General features: G+C 60.5%; 14 protein-coding genes. 1 reads left to right on the forward strand and 13 read right to left on the reverse strand.

The genetic code is table 11. The features are described 5' to 3' along the window. Nucleotides 1-9: 9 nt before the first annotated feature. The 5 genes from G6N75_RS08450 to G6N75_RS08470 all read right to left on the reverse strand — a co-directional run bounded on the left by G6N75_RS08450 (nucleotide 10) and on the right by G6N75_RS08470 (nucleotide 5,335). Nucleotides 10-2,199, reverse strand: a complete 2,190-nt coding sequence (locus G6N75_RS08450; protein WP_165347904.1) for a PAS domain-containing protein — start codon at nucleotides 2,197-2,199, stop codon at nucleotides 10-12. Further along, nucleotides 2,196-2,570: a response regulator gene (locus G6N75_RS08455; protein ID WP_165347905.1), complete on the reverse strand. Its 375-nt coding sequence runs from the start codon at nucleotides 2,568-2,570 to the stop codon at nucleotides 2,196-2,198. Before G6N75_RS08455 ends, G6N75_RS08450 begins: the two co-directional genes overlap by 4 nt. A gap of 73 nt (nucleotides 2,571-2,643) precedes the next feature. Continuing rightward, the gene (locus G6N75_RS08460) at nucleotides 2,644-3,168 is read right to left on the reverse strand and encodes a hypothetical protein (protein ID WP_165347906.1); all 525 of its coding nucleotides are present in this window, start codon (nucleotides 3,166-3,168) and stop codon (nucleotides 2,644-2,646) included. Nucleotides 3,169-3,280: 112 nt separating this feature from the next. Then, the gene (locus G6N75_RS08465; protein ID WP_165347907.1) at nucleotides 3,281-5,053 is read right to left on the reverse strand and encodes a sodium:solute symporter family protein; all 1,773 of its coding nucleotides are present in this window, start codon (nucleotides 5,051-5,053) and stop codon (nucleotides 3,281-3,283) included. A 15-nt stretch (nucleotides 5,054-5,068) separates the two neighbouring features. Further along, nucleotides 5,069-5,335, reverse strand: a complete 267-nt coding sequence (locus G6N75_RS08470) for a DUF4212 domain-containing protein (RefSeq protein WP_165347908.1) — start codon at nucleotides 5,333-5,335, stop codon at nucleotides 5,069-5,071. Between the two features lie 637 nt (nucleotides 5,336-5,972). Here G6N75_RS08470 and G6N75_RS15095 point away from each other — a divergent pair. Beyond that, entirely contained in the window at nucleotides 5,973-6,335 is a 363-nt protein-coding gene (locus tag G6N75_RS15095; protein WP_206203008.1) for a hypothetical protein, read from the forward strand. A 103-nt stretch (nucleotides 6,336-6,438) separates the two neighbouring features. On the opposite strand, the gene G6N75_RS08480 is transcribed toward G6N75_RS15095, so the two are convergent. The 8 genes from G6N75_RS08480 to G6N75_RS08515 all read right to left on the reverse strand — a co-directional run bounded on the left by G6N75_RS08480 (nucleotide 6,439) and on the right by G6N75_RS08515 (nucleotide 13,530). Further along, on the reverse strand, nucleotides 6,439-6,813 hold the full coding sequence (locus G6N75_RS08480; protein ID WP_165347909.1) for an ACT domain-containing protein: 375 nt from the start codon (nucleotides 6,811-6,813) through the stop codon (nucleotides 6,439-6,441). Nucleotides 6,814-7,442: 629 nt separating this feature from the next. Further along, nucleotides 7,443-8,495, reverse strand: a complete 1,053-nt coding sequence (locus G6N75_RS08485) for a linear amide C-N hydrolase (RefSeq protein WP_165347910.1) — start codon at nucleotides 8,493-8,495, stop codon at nucleotides 7,443-7,445. Between the two features lie 103 nt (nucleotides 8,496-8,598). Then, a complete protein-coding gene (locus tag G6N75_RS08490; protein ID WP_165347911.1) occupies nucleotides 8,599-9,255 on the reverse strand; it encodes a hypothetical protein in 657 nt (218 codons plus the stop codon). A 1,377-nt stretch (nucleotides 9,256-10,632) separates the two neighbouring features. Further along, nucleotides 10,633-11,727, reverse strand: a complete 1,095-nt coding sequence (locus G6N75_RS08495; protein WP_165347912.1) for a prolyl oligopeptidase family serine peptidase — start codon at nucleotides 11,725-11,727, stop codon at nucleotides 10,633-10,635. A 126-nt stretch (nucleotides 11,728-11,853) separates the two neighbouring features. Then, entirely contained in the window at nucleotides 11,854-12,297 is a 444-nt protein-coding gene (locus tag G6N75_RS08500) for a hypothetical protein (protein ID WP_165347913.1), read from the reverse strand. 100 nt (nucleotides 12,298-12,397) lie between these two features. Then, nucleotides 12,398-12,880 (reverse strand): DUF4019 domain-containing protein, encoded by a 483-nt coding sequence (locus G6N75_RS08505; protein ID WP_165347914.1) that lies wholly within the window; start codon nucleotides 12,878-12,880, stop codon nucleotides 12,398-12,400. 123 nt (nucleotides 12,881-13,003) lie between these two features. Next, nucleotides 13,004-13,300, reverse strand: a complete 297-nt coding sequence (locus tag G6N75_RS08510) for a type II toxin-antitoxin system RelE/ParE family toxin (protein ID WP_165347638.1) — start codon at nucleotides 13,298-13,300, stop codon at nucleotides 13,004-13,006. Next, nucleotides 13,300-13,530 (reverse strand): addiction module protein, encoded by a 231-nt coding sequence (locus G6N75_RS08515; RefSeq protein ID WP_165347637.1) that lies wholly within the window; start codon nucleotides 13,528-13,530, stop codon nucleotides 13,300-13,302. The genes G6N75_RS08510 and G6N75_RS08515 overlap by 1 nt, the downstream gene beginning before the upstream one ends. Between the last annotated feature and the right edge of the window lie 60 nt (nucleotides 13,531-13,590).

The following is a 13,590-nucleotide window of genomic DNA, read 5'->3' on the forward strand; positions in this document are numbered from 1 at the left end:
GTATCCATATCAGTAATTGACCCGGGCATAGTAGGTTTTCTGGGTGGCCGCGCGTGCCTGGCCAAGGGTATGAATCCCTTTCTCGGCAAGCAACGGAATGAGCTTGACCAGGATTTCGGCAGTCACCATGGCGTCGCCGATCGCGGTATGGCGACCGATAATGGTCAGCCCGAAGCGTTCAGCGATGGCTTCCAGGCGATGCGAGTCCTGGTTTTCATGGACCAGGGCAGACAGCAGGAGGGTATCTAGGACAGGGTGATCAAAGCGCACGCCGGTCAGTTTCTCCTTGAGCTGCAGGCAGCGCATGTCGAAGGCTGCGTTATGCGCGACCAGAACCGTGTCCTCACAAAAGCCGTGAAAAGCCGGCAGGACCGTCTGGATGGTTGGCTGGCCCTTGACCATGTCCGGCGTGATGCCGTGGATCGGAATGCTCGCCGGGGGGATCATGCGTTTCGGATCCACCAGCTGATCGAAGAACTCCTGGCTCAGTACCTTGCCGTTGACGATGCGTACCGCGCCGATCTGGATGATCTCGTCGCCCTCGGCCGGATTCAGTCCGGTGGTTTCGGTGTCGAACACCGTATAGGCCAGTTCGGTCAGTGGACTGTCGTCGAGGCTTAGGGTCCGCTCGGTGGTCCGGAACAGGTCGAAATCGTAATACTCGGGCCTGCTTTCATGACGCATGAACGTGGCCGCCGGCAGTTCCTCCTGGGCCGCGGCCAGGGGCAACAGGAGGCGGAACAGGCAGCGGTGTCGCGCATCGTCGATTTCCTGCTCGATCCAGCACTCGCCGCCGTGACGTTCGAGCACGTCACGCACTGTCAGCGACAGCGTCTCGGATCCGACCTGGATGGGCTCGTCATCCCAGCCTAGCCGGGCTTTGTCGTTGGCGCCATCGCAGGGCATCCAGATTAGGTCCAGCACGCCCTGTCCTGATTGCATGCCGACACGCAGGGTGAGTGCGCTGACCTGGCAGTGCTGGCGCAGGCGCCCGGCCAGGTGAAGCACGGCCTGCAGCAAGGTGAAACTCTCGACTTTCAGCCAGACGTCCCGGTCGCCGCGCTCGACATCGACCGCAAGCTCGAGCTCCGATTCCAGGCGCCGCACGGCGGCTTCGATCAGGTCGTCACCCAGCATCTCTTCCAGCGGCCAGCGTGAGCGCAGGGCGCGGCCCGCGGTCGGCTGCGCCTCTTCGAGCCGTTGACTCAGTCCCTGGACTTCTTCCCGGATCACTGCGAGCAGCTGCTCATGCAGTTGTCCTGGAATGTCGGGCAACTCCAGGACCTCGGCCGCCGCCCGGGCGCTGGCCAGCGCCGACCGGCTGTCCTCGGTCAGGTTGGTCAGGATCCGGTTTTTCTCTGCATGGGCCTGCATGTCCTCGGTAATGTTTTCGATCAGCAGCACGAAGCCTGTCATGGTGTCGGTGGTTCGGGCGCCCTGGCCGTCGCTCTCGGCGTCTCGCACGGGGCTCATCTGGACCCTCAGCAGCTTGCCGGACCGGGTTGCAGTCACAAACTGTGCAGACGGGGCGTCCGCGCCGCGGTGCAGTCGACGCTGCACATTTTCCAGCGCATGGTTGACCAGTTTGCGGTCGAGTACGGTGTAGATCGAGCGGCCCAGGCCCATCAGCTCGGACCCTCCGGCTGGTTTCGGCAGGCGTGAAAGCCGGCGGAACTGGAGCCTTGCGCGGTTGTTGTACAGCAGAATGCGACCATCCAGGTTGCAGACGACCACGCTCTTGGTCAGCTCGGACATCAGCGCGGCGAGCCGGTTTTTTTCCAGTTCCGTCTGACGGGTGGCCGCGCGAACGCGCTGATCCATTTCCGCCCTGAGCGCTTCGCGCTGGGTGACCAGCTGGCCGATGGCTTCTGCCAGGCGTCGGTTCTCGGCGCTACCGCAAGGTGTGGGCAGTCGCTGCGCATCGGTTTCGAGCAGCAGCCGGGCTTCCTCGGCCAGCTTGGCCGGTGCACGAACGTAGTGCTCTATCAGGTGGCGCAGCGCGGCCGCGGTCGGCACCAGCGAGCCTGCCCAGAGAAACAGCAGCAGCCCGCCCTTGCCGCCGAGCGCCTCGAGCACCGTGTGCCAGTCGGCGGGATCAAGTACGGCCCACAGCAGAACGCCGGCCACGACCAGCCACAAGAGACAGACCACACCGACGATGGCCACGCCCACGAAAAGGCGCCAGTCCAGCCGTCTCATCGGTCTGCACCGAGCAGCTTTCGGACCTGGTGGACCAGGTCGCCGGTGGCAAAGGGCTTGACGATGTAAGCGTCGGCGCCCAGCGCCTTGCCCTTGGCAATGTCGGTTTCGCGCGCCCTGGCACTCAGCATCACGATGGGAATGTGGCGCAGCGCCGGGTCTGCCCGCACCTGCTGACAAACCTCGTAACCGGATTGGCCCGGCATCGTGGCATCAAGAACCACCAGGTCTGGCTGCTGTTGCCGAATCAGCTTCAGGGCCTGGTCGCCGTCCCGCGCCAGGCTAACGTCGTACCCTTCGCGCTGCAACAAGTATTCCAGCGAGATCAGAAGGTTGGCTTCGTCGTCGGCAATGAGGACCCTGCTGGCCATGGTATTGGCCTCCTTGGCGCCCAAGGTAACAAGTGGATGACCAATTTTAGCCTCGACTTTGGTTGCATGCCGATCACCGGACCGAACGGCAGGCGATGGCAAGCGCGGGATCGTCCGCCGGCAGTTCTCGCCAGTCCGCTCCGGACAGGTAGCCGTCGGCATCCAGTTCTACGGCGGCATGCAAATCCGCCCGCCGGTTGGCGTCGCAGTCGAACACGACCGGAATCTGGCGTGGCGGCATCCACCGTCCGAGCAGCACAACGCTGGTCATCACTTGTCCGGGCTGGGCAGGGTGCGTGCGGTTGCGTCGGGTATCCAGCGTCACCGCGCGCAGGCTGAGCGGGCGGAAGTAAGTCCATGGCCGGTACCAGCTCGACTCGCGGCTGACCGAGACGACCTCGACGCCTTCGGGCAGCGACGCGATGGTGCGCGGCAACCAGTTGTATTCCATCCAGACCATGAAGGCGATCATGGAAATGCCGGCCGCAGCCGGTACCAGCCAGCCGGGCAAGCGGCGTCTGATCACCACGTTGATCGCCATGACGACGCCAGCCGCTGCCAGTCCCACGACGATCGCAGCCAGGAATTCGAGCAGCATGGGTCAATGCTCCAGGCAAACGGTACGGAAATGATACTGCCCGGCCAAATGGCCGGGCAGTATCATGACCTGTTCCGCAGGGGTCGTCCCCCGGCAGTTGGTTCTGTACGCGCTAGTGGTCGACGGCTGATCCAGCACCGCGCGGAACACGAATGCTTTCGACCAGATCCTGGATATGCGCAGGCGGTTCGGCCGTGATTCTCATCACGACATAGGCGACCACGAAGTTGAGCGCGGCACCAATAGCCCCGAATGACAGCGGCGAGATGCCTAACAGCCAGTTGTCCGGCGAATTCGGCAGCATGTTGGTGCCCGGAATGAAGAACCAGCCCAGGTAGGTGAAGATGTAGAGCAGGGTGGCTAGCAGCCCGACCAGCATACCGGCAACCGCGCCCTGGGTGTTCATCTTCCTGGAGAAGATACCCATCATCAGGGCCGGGAACAGCGTGGCGGCTGCCAGCCCAAAGGCCAGTGCCACGACCTGCGCCGCGAAGCCGGGTGGATTGAGCCCCAGGTAGGTCGCCAGGACGATGGCGAACGCCATGGACACACGGGCAGCGAGCAGCTCCTGTTTGTCGGTGATGTTGGGCATCAGCACCGATTTGAGCATGTCATGACTGATGGCTGAGGAAATCGCCAGCAGCAGCCCGGCCGCGGTCGACAGCGCCGCGGCCAGTCCGCCGGCGGCGATCAGCGCCAGCACCCACCCTGGCAGCTGGGCGATCTCCGGATTGGCCAGGACCAGGATGTCGCGGTTGAAGGTCACCATCTCGTTGCCTTCCCAGCCGCGCTCGGCCGCAATCGAGGCAAACTCCTCGGAATTGTCGTTGTAGTACTGGATTCGGCCGTCGTTGTTCTTGTCCTCGAAGGCCAGCAGGCCAGTCTTTTCCCAGCTCCTCATCCAGTCCGGCCGCTCGTCATACGTGATCGGCGCGGCCGAGGTTCCATCCGGGAAGATGGTGGTGATGATGTTCAGGCGAGCCATGGCACCCACCGCAGGCGCGGTCAGGTAAAGCAACGCGATGAACACCAGGGCCCAGCCTGCCGACTTGCGGGCATCAGCCACTTTCGGAACGGTGAAGAAGCGGATGATCACGTGCGGCAGTCCGGCGGTGCCGATCATCAGTGACATGGTGAACAGGAACATGTTGAACGTGCTGCCGTGATGGCCGGTGTAGTCGTTGAAGCCCAGCTCGATAAGGACCTGGTTGAGCTTGGTCAACAGCGGCACGCCGGACTCGGCGTGCGTGGAGAACAGCCCCAGTCCCGGAATCGGGTTGCCGGTCAGCTGCAACGAGATGAACACCGCCGGAATGGTGTAAGCCGTAATAAGCACGCAGTACTGGGCCAGCTGGGTGTAGGTAATACCCTTCATGCCGCCTAGCACGGCGTAGATGAACACCACGCCCGAAGCGATCAGCAGCCCCGTGGTGTTTTCGACTTCGAGGAAGCGCGAGAAGGCCACGCCCGCGCCGGTCATCTGGCCGATCACGTAGGTAATCGAGATGACCAGAAGGCAGATCACTGCAACGACTCTGGCGGTCTGGCTGTAGAAGCGGTCACCGATGAACTCGGGCACGGTGAAGCGGCCGAACTTCCGCAGGTAGGGCGCCAGCAGCAGGGCCAGCAGCACGTAGCCGCCGGTCCAGCCCATGAGAAAGGTGGAGTTGCCGTAGCCGACGAAGGCGATCAGGCCCGCCATGGAGATGAACGAGGCCGCCGACATCCAGTCGGCCGCGGTGGCCGCGCCGTTGACGATTGGGTTCACGCCGCGACTGGCGGCGTAGAAATCGGAGGTCGTGCCGGCGCGCGCCCATATGGCAATGGCGATGTAGAGCGCGAAAGACCCGCCGACAACGAGCAGGTTGAGTGTGAACTGGCTCATGTTGATCTGGCTCCCTTATTCTTCGTCGACGCCGAACTCGCGATCGAGCCGGTTCATGTACCAGGTGTAATAGAAGATCAGCGCGATGAAGGTCAGGATCGACCCCTGCTGGGCGAACCAGAAGCCCAGGTCGGTTCCGCCGATACTCAGGGGCAGCATCTGCAGCACCGGTCGCAGCAGGATGGCGAACCCGAATGACACCAGGGCCCAGATGGCCAGGCAGATCTTGATGATGCGGAGATTGGCCGCCCAGTAGGCGGCAGCGGACTTGTCGTCAGACATGGTGATGAAGCTCCCCCAGTGGATGGCAACTTGTTATTTCGCCGGAGTTTAAGCAGGCCGCTGGCGAAAACCAATACGACTATAGTAGGTTACGCCGTCGGGGTGGCCGAGGCGATGCCTTCGGGGTCCGCCGGTGCCCAGGAGGCGGCCTCGTGGCTGATGGCCGCAGGCACGCGGGGATGAGCGCCTGATGCTTTCCCCGCCGCACGGGTACTGGTCTCCCCGCCTGGGTGAGCGTGCTGGTTCCGATCGCATGGTCGAGAACTGGACTCAGGTTATTGCTGCACTGCGTTCCGCCCGTGGCGGCGTTTCTCCAGGATGGCCGGGCGATTGAAGTCGATGTCCACCGGAATTGGTCGCAACTTCGCGAAAGAGTCGAGCAGGCCGATTGTCTCCTTGCCACGATACGGGCCACCGTCGCTGGTAACAGCCAGCGTTCGACCCAGAAGATCGAGAAGAGAGCCCACGTCATAAAGAATCGGGGAAGCGCCGTAGCGGCGCGATAGGGATTTGCCCTGCCCGAGGCGCTGGCGCCGCGCTACTCAACAAAGCCTTGTTCCTTCCAGCTGGCGTAGCGCGCCTTGGTAAGCCCTGTAAGCTCCTCGAACAGTGCGGGCTTCACGTAGACCGGCATGAGATGAAAGCTGACCTACGATTTCCTGACTTGGACCGCGCCGAAGAACAGCGGCTTCTTGTTTTTCTGGATGTGCCACGTGTCGACGTGTCGCTCGGCTTCGTCGTCCCGCTTGGTGTGCGGTCTGGCATGGCGGTACGTCTCTTCGGTGCGGTGTTCAGGGATTTCGTTCTCGTTGCCGTTCGCTCAATCGAAGCCGTTGCGTTTTCGCGGCTTCAGTGGCGCGAGAAGCAAATAGAATATCCATGCGAACCACGAAATGAAGAGCACGGCCAACAGCCACGCCAGTTTTTCACTCCCCGTAGTCTTGCCGGAGCTGAGTATCACAAGAATCGGGGCCAGCCACACCAAGACTATGATGAATAGCAACAACAGAAAACTGATACCGGTCTCGTCCATCATTCACCCGATGATTGCAAAGCTGTGTGCTGCGCCCGCGGCGCTGCCTGGGCCGCTGGTTGGCTGCTCCTTACTCGATGCGATGCCCTGCTGACGAAAGAGCGGCGATGGCCGCCCCAAGAGCGGAGTCCTTCACCAGGACGTAGTCGGTGTCGTAGGTCGAGAGCGCGAAGATCGACACGCCTGCTTCCGCGAGTGGCTGTGCGACCGAGAGCAGGACCCCAGTGAGACCGAAACCGAGCGGCCCCGCAACCTTGATTGCTCGCCACCCGGATTCGGCCCTGACGTCGGGCGGCACGATAGAGGCATCGCAAATGATCGAGGTCTCGTCCGCCGAGCGGGTAACCGAGTTCAGCATGCTGTCGGCAAACCAGGAAGGAAGCGCACAGCCTGCGGGTAGACGGCATACAGCAAGGCGTTCCGGGAGCACCACGAGGTCAAGCATCGCATGCACCCACAGACTCTGCCGACCACGGCGCGTTGGTCCCGGCGACGGCGCTCAGTCGGCGGACTCGGCCGGCGTTCATGATCCCATCGATGACGACGGACCTTAGGCCCTGGGCTTCCGTCCGGCCACCGCAGCGACCACGGCGCCCGCCACACCGCCTCCTACGCCGCCCACGACTCCCGCGTTGGACCCTGCGCCGAGAAGATGCAGAACGGCAACACACGCAATCGCTGCTACGACGCCAGCTATGAGGCCTATCAGGATCAGTTTTCCCATCGTCAACTCCTTCCGTTCAGCTGCGAAGACGGCTCGGTCAACTGCAGCAAGTCAGGGACATCTCGACGCCCGAGCGATGCGGGCCCGCGGGCGGCTCGACTTCCGAGTCTGCCGGCCGATCGCCCCGCCGATCGGTTCCAGGACCGCTCCTCGCGTGCGGAGCCGAACGGCATGCTCGAGAGTACCGCTCCGACGGCCGCTCGAGGCAAAAACCCAAGGCCGAGAAGCGCAATGGCCGCTAGGGCCACCAAGCTCGCCATGGCTGCCAGACGCGCCGCTTTGCCAACTGTCAGCACTCGCGCCAGCCACGCCTCGGACCGCACCCGCTGCAGCCGATTGTTATGACACGTCTATAAACCCTGAAACTCGAATGGTTCGGAGTCCTCGAAGAAGGCGCTGGCTTCTCCGGCATAAACCTGGCCACCATCTAGGCTGAGCTTCCTCACGGGCGCGTTGGCACTGAAATCGATTTTCTTGAGGTCGACCCAGAGAACATTCGGGGTCAAAACATTCTCAAAGAAGTAGACGAGACGCTTCTGGTCCGCCACGACGCGCCAACGTGTATTCGATATGTGCGGCTGATCGCCCAGCGACAAGCCATAGGGCACCGACACATTTCTAATTACGCTGAATACACTCGCCACGGAAATGCGGGGATCGCTTGTTTGAGGAATGGTGTTGATATAGTAAGAGGCGCGAACGAATCGATCCGCTGCCTTGTTCGATCCGGGCAGGAATATGGTTCCCGGTATCTGTTCCCAGTAACCCTTGATTGCCAGTTGCTGCTCAAACACGGGGTCGTTCGTCATGACCTGGTGCGCCGAGTCGTGATGGATCACCAACTCTCCATCAATGTATTCCAGGATTGCGCTATCTCCGCTCGAATCAGAGAGTGAGAGATGCACCGTAGTGAACTTGTCCGTCCCAGGTATGAAATCAGTGACAACGACAAATTTCTCCTCCCGAAACGCGTCTACCGCCTCAGCTACCGTGGCAAAGTTGTCGAGCGCGTATTGGGCCCAGGCAGCAATCGTCAACCCTTCCTTCGTCCCGTCTTGTTCGAACAAGGGATACTGCGACTCGACGAGCCAAAGCATATTGGCCACCAGTCCCTTCTCATTCATGCCATCCGGCGAGGCTATGTCCCAGGAGCTGGCCACAACACTCCCGTATCGCGATGTCCAATTGATTGATTTGGCTCCCACCTGGCCGCTACGTTCCATGCCACGGGGGAAGAGCCACAGGTTGGCCGGGATATCGATCGAAAAGTCCATGGTCCGACCGGTAATCACAGTCTGTTCCGGTCCCTTGTAGACCACCCTGGTGCACGCCATGACTTCAATAGCAAAAGAACTACCAAGAAGGAATAATCCGCAAGCTACGATAGATTTTGAGATTTTCATCTACCACTCTCCTTTATAACGACCGGAATCAGCCCGGTAGTTCACGGCGTAGGCTCAAGACGTTCCGCCAACCAGGCCTCGATGATCGACTGGCCTCGATTCATCACCAAGCTAGATTGCGCCTCATTTGAGACGCGCGCGTCCGCGTCGGCTCCATGCCTTTGCTAGCTTCACTCTCCGGTCGGTAAGCTTCTTCCCTCGGAAGATGCGCAACGAGCAACTTCAGATAGAACAAGGGCAAAAACCATTCCAGCCCCGGCGGGGAGGCAAGCACGTACAGGGCCAGAGGAATGCTCCCGGCGTACATGACCAGCGCAACCGGTCGCTGAAGGTAGAGCGGCACCAAGATGATCGTAAGACTGGCGATCAACAGATACATCCCAGTCGTGACCAGCCACAATAGATCAAGTGTGAGAAATAGCCACGAGACAATGGCCAAATGCCCAAGATGCAGCATGACAAAGCCGAAGTGCCGCGAAAAGCCTTGTCCTGCGCGGTGATACCATCGCTTCCCCGAAGAGGTGGCGTTGGTGATGATGCCGCCTACGATATCGAACGCCAGTAGCGCGCAAAGAACGTACTGCACGCCTGACCAGGCCCCCACGGCAAGAGCCGCATAAGCAACTGCTGCGCCCGCTGCCACCAAGGGCAATAGAAACTGAAGCGCCAGCTCGGCCGGCGTCGCGCCGGGGCCTGCGAACCGATCCAGAATGCCCGGCAGCCCTTTACGGGGATTTGGCAATTGCTGCTCAGTCTCCATCAAGATATTCCATTGAGGCTAATGCTAACGCTAACCTACGCCGGAGCGCGCCGCGCTCAATCGAGGAATGTCCAGGTATCTGCACCATCGAAGTGGCGTACCTGAACCGCCTGTTGAAGGCGCGGCTCAAAGTTGTTCAGATTGACCCCGTGCTTGGCTCCTGGCTCCGGTCCGAGGGGCTCCCAATGCGTGACGCAACCACAGGTGTTGCAACGTACCGTGCGGAGGGTTTTGTCACCCCAGATGTACCAAGCAGTGTTTTCCGGATGGCCCTGGATCTGGACCGTCCCGTACTCGTAGTAGGCCCATAATCCGCCTACGCGGCGGCACAAAGAGCAGTTGCACCTGGTGGCCTTCTCGGGCAAGGACGGAAGCGTAAGCCGGACCGCTCCACAGTGACATAAGCCCTGCAGCAGCGCCGTGGATTCTTTGTTCTCGGCCATCGCTACCTCGCTCGAGTTGCTGTGACGCCTAATGCATGAGCTATGCGGCGCGGCGTTGTCGCGTCCGGTAGCGAAACGCCATGGACAGAACGTACTTGAGCGAGATGTTGGGGTCTACAGCCACTTACCAGCATTCCGTTCCTCAGGCTCGATTTCCGGCAGGATAAGAGAGTGCCGGCGGGCCAACATGTACTCGATCATTTCTCGGCCGGAACGACCGTTCCAGGTCCCGTTGCATGCGGTTCTTAGACCGCGGCCGACGACCGTGCGGGCAATAAGTATGCGTCATAGTAGTGATTGCCCCCTTCATCGAGGTGTTCACCTGCCAGGGCAAAGCCGGTGTCCGCAAGTGCGGCTCTGTACGCCTCAATGCCCAGCGACTGAGCCTTGCGACCTGTGAGCTTGTCTATCCACGTAGAAGCCTGCACGGGGAAGCTTACGCCCGAACAGGACAACGATGATCAAGGAGATTGCGAACCCCCAATCGACCAACTGTGAGGCAACGTTCCTCGCGACGATATTGCCTGGTAGCAAATTGCCGGCAATCGAGGGAATCCAAAATAGGGTGGTCAGGGCGAGCGAGATAGATAGCCCTATGGCAAGCGGAACCCACGGGGTCTCGGTAGTGCTTGGGGGTTGTTCCGCTTCGTCGCTCGTTTTCACCTGAGCATCCAATGGCCTTCGTGACCCGAGTCTAGTCGACGGTACTGTCCTGAAAGGCGGTATAACGACCAAGCTCAGCCGCGAGCCGGCCTGGCGCGCGGGTTGCCCCACGCAAGGCGCGTGACAGGCCGGTTCGTCGGCTGCAGCGCTGAGTTAGATGGCATTCCGATAAACGCCTCGCCTGAGTTAATTGTCAGAGAATTCCGGACCCTCCCAGCCATAGCTGCGGCACGCCTCTGCCTGGTCGCCATGGTCGGTCGGAGACTTGCGCTCATGAGGGCTCAACTTGCATCCCTAGCGATGCATTGGCTGGCTTGAGCGAGTCTCTGAACCATTCCGTGATCTCCTGAATCATCTCTCGGTGATGAATCCGAATTCCGTGGGCGTCGCCCTCGTAAACGATCAGCTTATAGGGCCGACCGAGGGCTTTTAGCGCCTCCGCCAGGCGGGTTGCATGAACGGGATCCACCCTACCGTCCTTTGCACCATGAATGATCAGGATTGGCATCGCCGGGTCGAGCTCATCCAGCCAATTTATGACCGACCTGTCCTCGAGCACGCCCTCCGGGTCCTGCTGGAACCCCGGAATCCAAGTCTGAAAGACCTCCGCCATGTCCGGGCGATGCTCCAGAGCCAATAGCAGATCTGTCGGGGTGGACTCCACCACCATCGCGCCGAGACGGTCATCGCCGCGAGCGGCCAGGAACGCCATCATTCCGCCGCGGCTTGTGCCCCACATCCCCAGGCGCTCCGCATCCGCTTCGGGCAGCTTCTCAGAGATGTAGATGAGAGCGGCTACGTCGCGAACGTCCGCACCACCGAACTCGTCGCGCAGGCGGTCGGGGTTAGCTGCTCCGCCGACTTGGGCGCCCCGGTACTGGCTTCCCAACACGATAAAACCGGCATCCACCAACGGGAAGAGCCGCATCGCCAGGTACGGGAACCGCACCGCGCCGATGTCTGCGTTGCCGCCGTGATTGTAGATAATGACCGGCCAGCCACCCTCGGGCGGGGTGCCTGTAGGCTTTATGATGAATCCGTCGATGCTCAAGTCATCGACTGGGTACTCGATCCAGCGGCAATCGTAGCGCTCGCGCCAGATCCGGTAGCGCTCTTTGGCGCGCGCTCGCTGAGCCGGGTCCTGATAAGCGCGCTCGGTCTCAGGCCTCGCAAGATAAGCCTCTTCGCTTCCCCACTCGCCTTGGTAACAGGTCCGAGCCTGCGTGATGAGGCCACCGGGGCCTTCCCACGCCTCACCGGCGGGGAGGGCTGGGCTGAAGGCGAGAAACGCCATCAACACCGTCGAAAGTATCCCCGCCAGCTCTCGAAAGAAAGGATACTTGCGGCTGTTTAGGTGCTCGCTCATGTCACGTCTCACAGCCTGCGTTGGACAGCTAACGTCCAAGCTCAGGCGCGAGCCGGCCTGGCGCGCGGATTGCATCGGCAGGCCACGTGACGGGCCGGTTCGGCGGCTGCAGCGCTGAGTTAGGTTTCATCTGCTGATAATCTTTTTCGCCAAAGCATCGAGCAGGGCGAGATCTGGGAAGCGAGAAAACCCCGTTAGGGCATCTACTGGATCGAAGTACTCAAAACCCTTGCCTTTGTAAATGGCGCTTGCATCACTCAGTAAGGCGAATTCTTCATCCGACAAATTCTGCTCGGATGCAGAGAGGCCGTTGTAGCTCTTAACTAAATCATGCCAATAGGCGTGCTTAACCTGAACTTGCCGTTTTGCGCCCAAGTGCCGTGCCTTAAATTCGAGCTCGATCGCCCGGCACAAGAGGAAGTAAGGGACCGGGGAGAATGGATCCGGAGAACGAAAGGTCTGACGACACTGATAGTAGTGTGTTGCCCAAAGGTGAAATGCGTCCGGCGAAAGGTTCGCGAAAACGCCCTCCACCGGAGTTCCACTGGCGCTGTCCACAGCCTTGCTCACGAAACCTAACGCCTGAAATCACGCGCGCCGAGCGCAGCGATGGAGGCCTTGAGCACGCGAAGCGTGTTCAAGGCCATCGCGTGGGGTGATGGGTTATGTTTCATTCAGCGGCCTGGTAGGCGTAGCCGACAATGCGGTACTCACCGTCCTCCAGAATTAGCGTGATTGTTTCGGCCAATACGGCTTTCTCGAACTTGGTGATAAGAACAACCATGGTGAAGTCGCCCTTTAGCCCGCCTGGGAGTTCGTTCGTTTGCAGAGCCTGGTTGAAATGCGCGGCGCCTCTAGCTCCAGCAGTCTTGTAGAGCTGGCTAAGCGCTGCCTCCCATTCTTTTAGGCGAGCCGTGGAGCGAAGGGGTTTGTAAAGCAGCGCTTTGTCAGGCGTGGGCACGCCAGCACTGACGTCAGCCAGAAATTCATTCGCCACCACAAGGGCTGATTGAAGGTTTTGCGGTGTGACTGGGCTGGCCTCAATTGTGGCTTTTTGCGTGCTGTTTGGCAGCGTGATTTTGGCGGTTTGCGCCACAGCAGTTGCACCAGACAAAAGGCAGCAGGCGAAGGCGGCTTTCAAGAGTAATTTCATTCAAGGAGCCTATGAAACATAACTCTCACGCTGAGCCGCGCTTGACGGCGACCGACTGGAGCGACAGCGAAAGGAGCAAGCGGTCAAGCGTCGGTCTCCAGCCCATTGTTAGCGGTGTGGGCGTTAATCATCAGTTCTGGATCGCCAATATCCCGGCTTCCGCCGTGAATGGGCGATAGCGACAACGAATAGCGTGTCTTCGAATACCGAATAGATGATCGAGTGAGGGAAACGTCTTAGAACGAAATGACGCAACTCGGCGTCAATCGACGCACCGCTTTCCGGATGCTCAAGCAATAGATCGACAGCCCGTTCAATTTCTGTTGCGAATCGGCCGCCCAGGCCGGGCATCTCAGATTCGTAATAGGCCGCTTCCTCAGTGAACTCCCGCTCCGCTTCGGGATGGAATTCGTACCGCATTAGCCAAGGCGGGCACGCAAGCGTTCAAAAACCAAATGACCGGGCACGCCCTGGACTCGTCCTTCCGCAAGCTCCCGGTACCGCTTTTGCGCCTCGTTGAGCCATGCCTTTTCAACTTCAGCATCGAGGGGGGCATCCAACTCCGCCATCAGCGCCCTAAGCAACTCTTCCTTATCAGAGTTGCTAAGCTTCTGAATTTCCGCGTAGATCTCTGTTACCGCCCGTGCCATGGTCGAGTCTCCGTTTCAGGATTGCCTCAGTCTATCGCGACCCTGTGTGAACCGCTAACG

It is taken from the genome of Thioalkalivibrio sp. XN8, assembly GCF_011058255.1.
In the GTDB taxonomy this organism is placed as follows: Bacteria; Pseudomonadota; Gammaproteobacteria; order Steroidobacterales; family XN24; genus XN24.

What these genes read in the sequence shown, in the direction of transcription:
- G6N75_RS08450 (WP_165347904.1), bottom strand. Translation starts at nt 2,199, where the DNA reads ATGAGACGGCTGGACTGGCGCCTTTTCGTGGGCGTGGCCATCGTCGGT.
- G6N75_RS08455 (WP_165347905.1), bottom strand. Translation starts at nt 2,570, where the DNA reads ATGGCCAGCAGGGTCCTCATTGCCGACGACGAAGCCAACCTTCTGATC.
- G6N75_RS08460 (WP_165347906.1), bottom strand. Translation starts at nt 3,168, where the DNA reads ATGCTGCTCGAATTCCTGGCTGCGATCGTCGTGGGACTGGCAGCGGCT.
- G6N75_RS08465 (WP_165347907.1), bottom strand. Translation starts at nt 5,053, where the DNA reads ATGAGCCAGTTCACACTCAACCTGCTCGTTGTCGGCGGGTCTTTCGCG.
- G6N75_RS08470 (WP_165347908.1), bottom strand. Translation starts at nt 5,335, where the DNA reads ATGTCTGACGACAAGTCCGCTGCCGCCTACTGGGCGGCCAATCTCCGC.
- G6N75_RS15095 (WP_206203008.1), top strand. Translation starts at nt 5,973, where the DNA reads ATGAAAGCTGACCTACGATTTCCTGACTTGGACCGCGCCGAAGAACAG.
- G6N75_RS08480 (WP_165347909.1), bottom strand. Translation starts at nt 6,813, where the DNA reads ATGCTTGACCTCGTGGTGCTCCCGGAACGCCTTGCTGTATGCCGTCTA.
- G6N75_RS08485 (WP_165347910.1), bottom strand. Translation starts at nt 8,495, where the DNA reads ATGAAAATCTCAAAATCTATCGTAGCTTGCGGATTATTCCTTCTTGGT.
- G6N75_RS08490 (WP_165347911.1), bottom strand. Translation starts at nt 9,255, where the DNA reads ATGGAGACTGAGCAGCAATTGCCAAATCCCCGTAAAGGGCTGCCGGGC.
- G6N75_RS08495 (WP_165347912.1), bottom strand. Translation starts at nt 11,727, where the DNA reads ATGAGCGAGCACCTAAACAGCCGCAAGTATCCTTTCTTTCGAGAGCTG.
- G6N75_RS08505 (WP_165347914.1), bottom strand. Translation starts at nt 12,880, where the DNA reads ATGAAATTACTCTTGAAAGCCGCCTTCGCCTGCTGCCTTTTGTCTGGT.
- G6N75_RS08510 (WP_165347638.1), bottom strand. Translation starts at nt 13,300, where the DNA reads ATGCGGTACGAATTCCATCCCGAAGCGGAGCGGGAGTTCACTGAGGAA.
- G6N75_RS08515 (WP_165347637.1), bottom strand. Translation starts at nt 13,530, where the DNA reads ATGGCACGGGCGGTAACAGAGATCTACGCGGAAATTCAGAAGCTTAGC.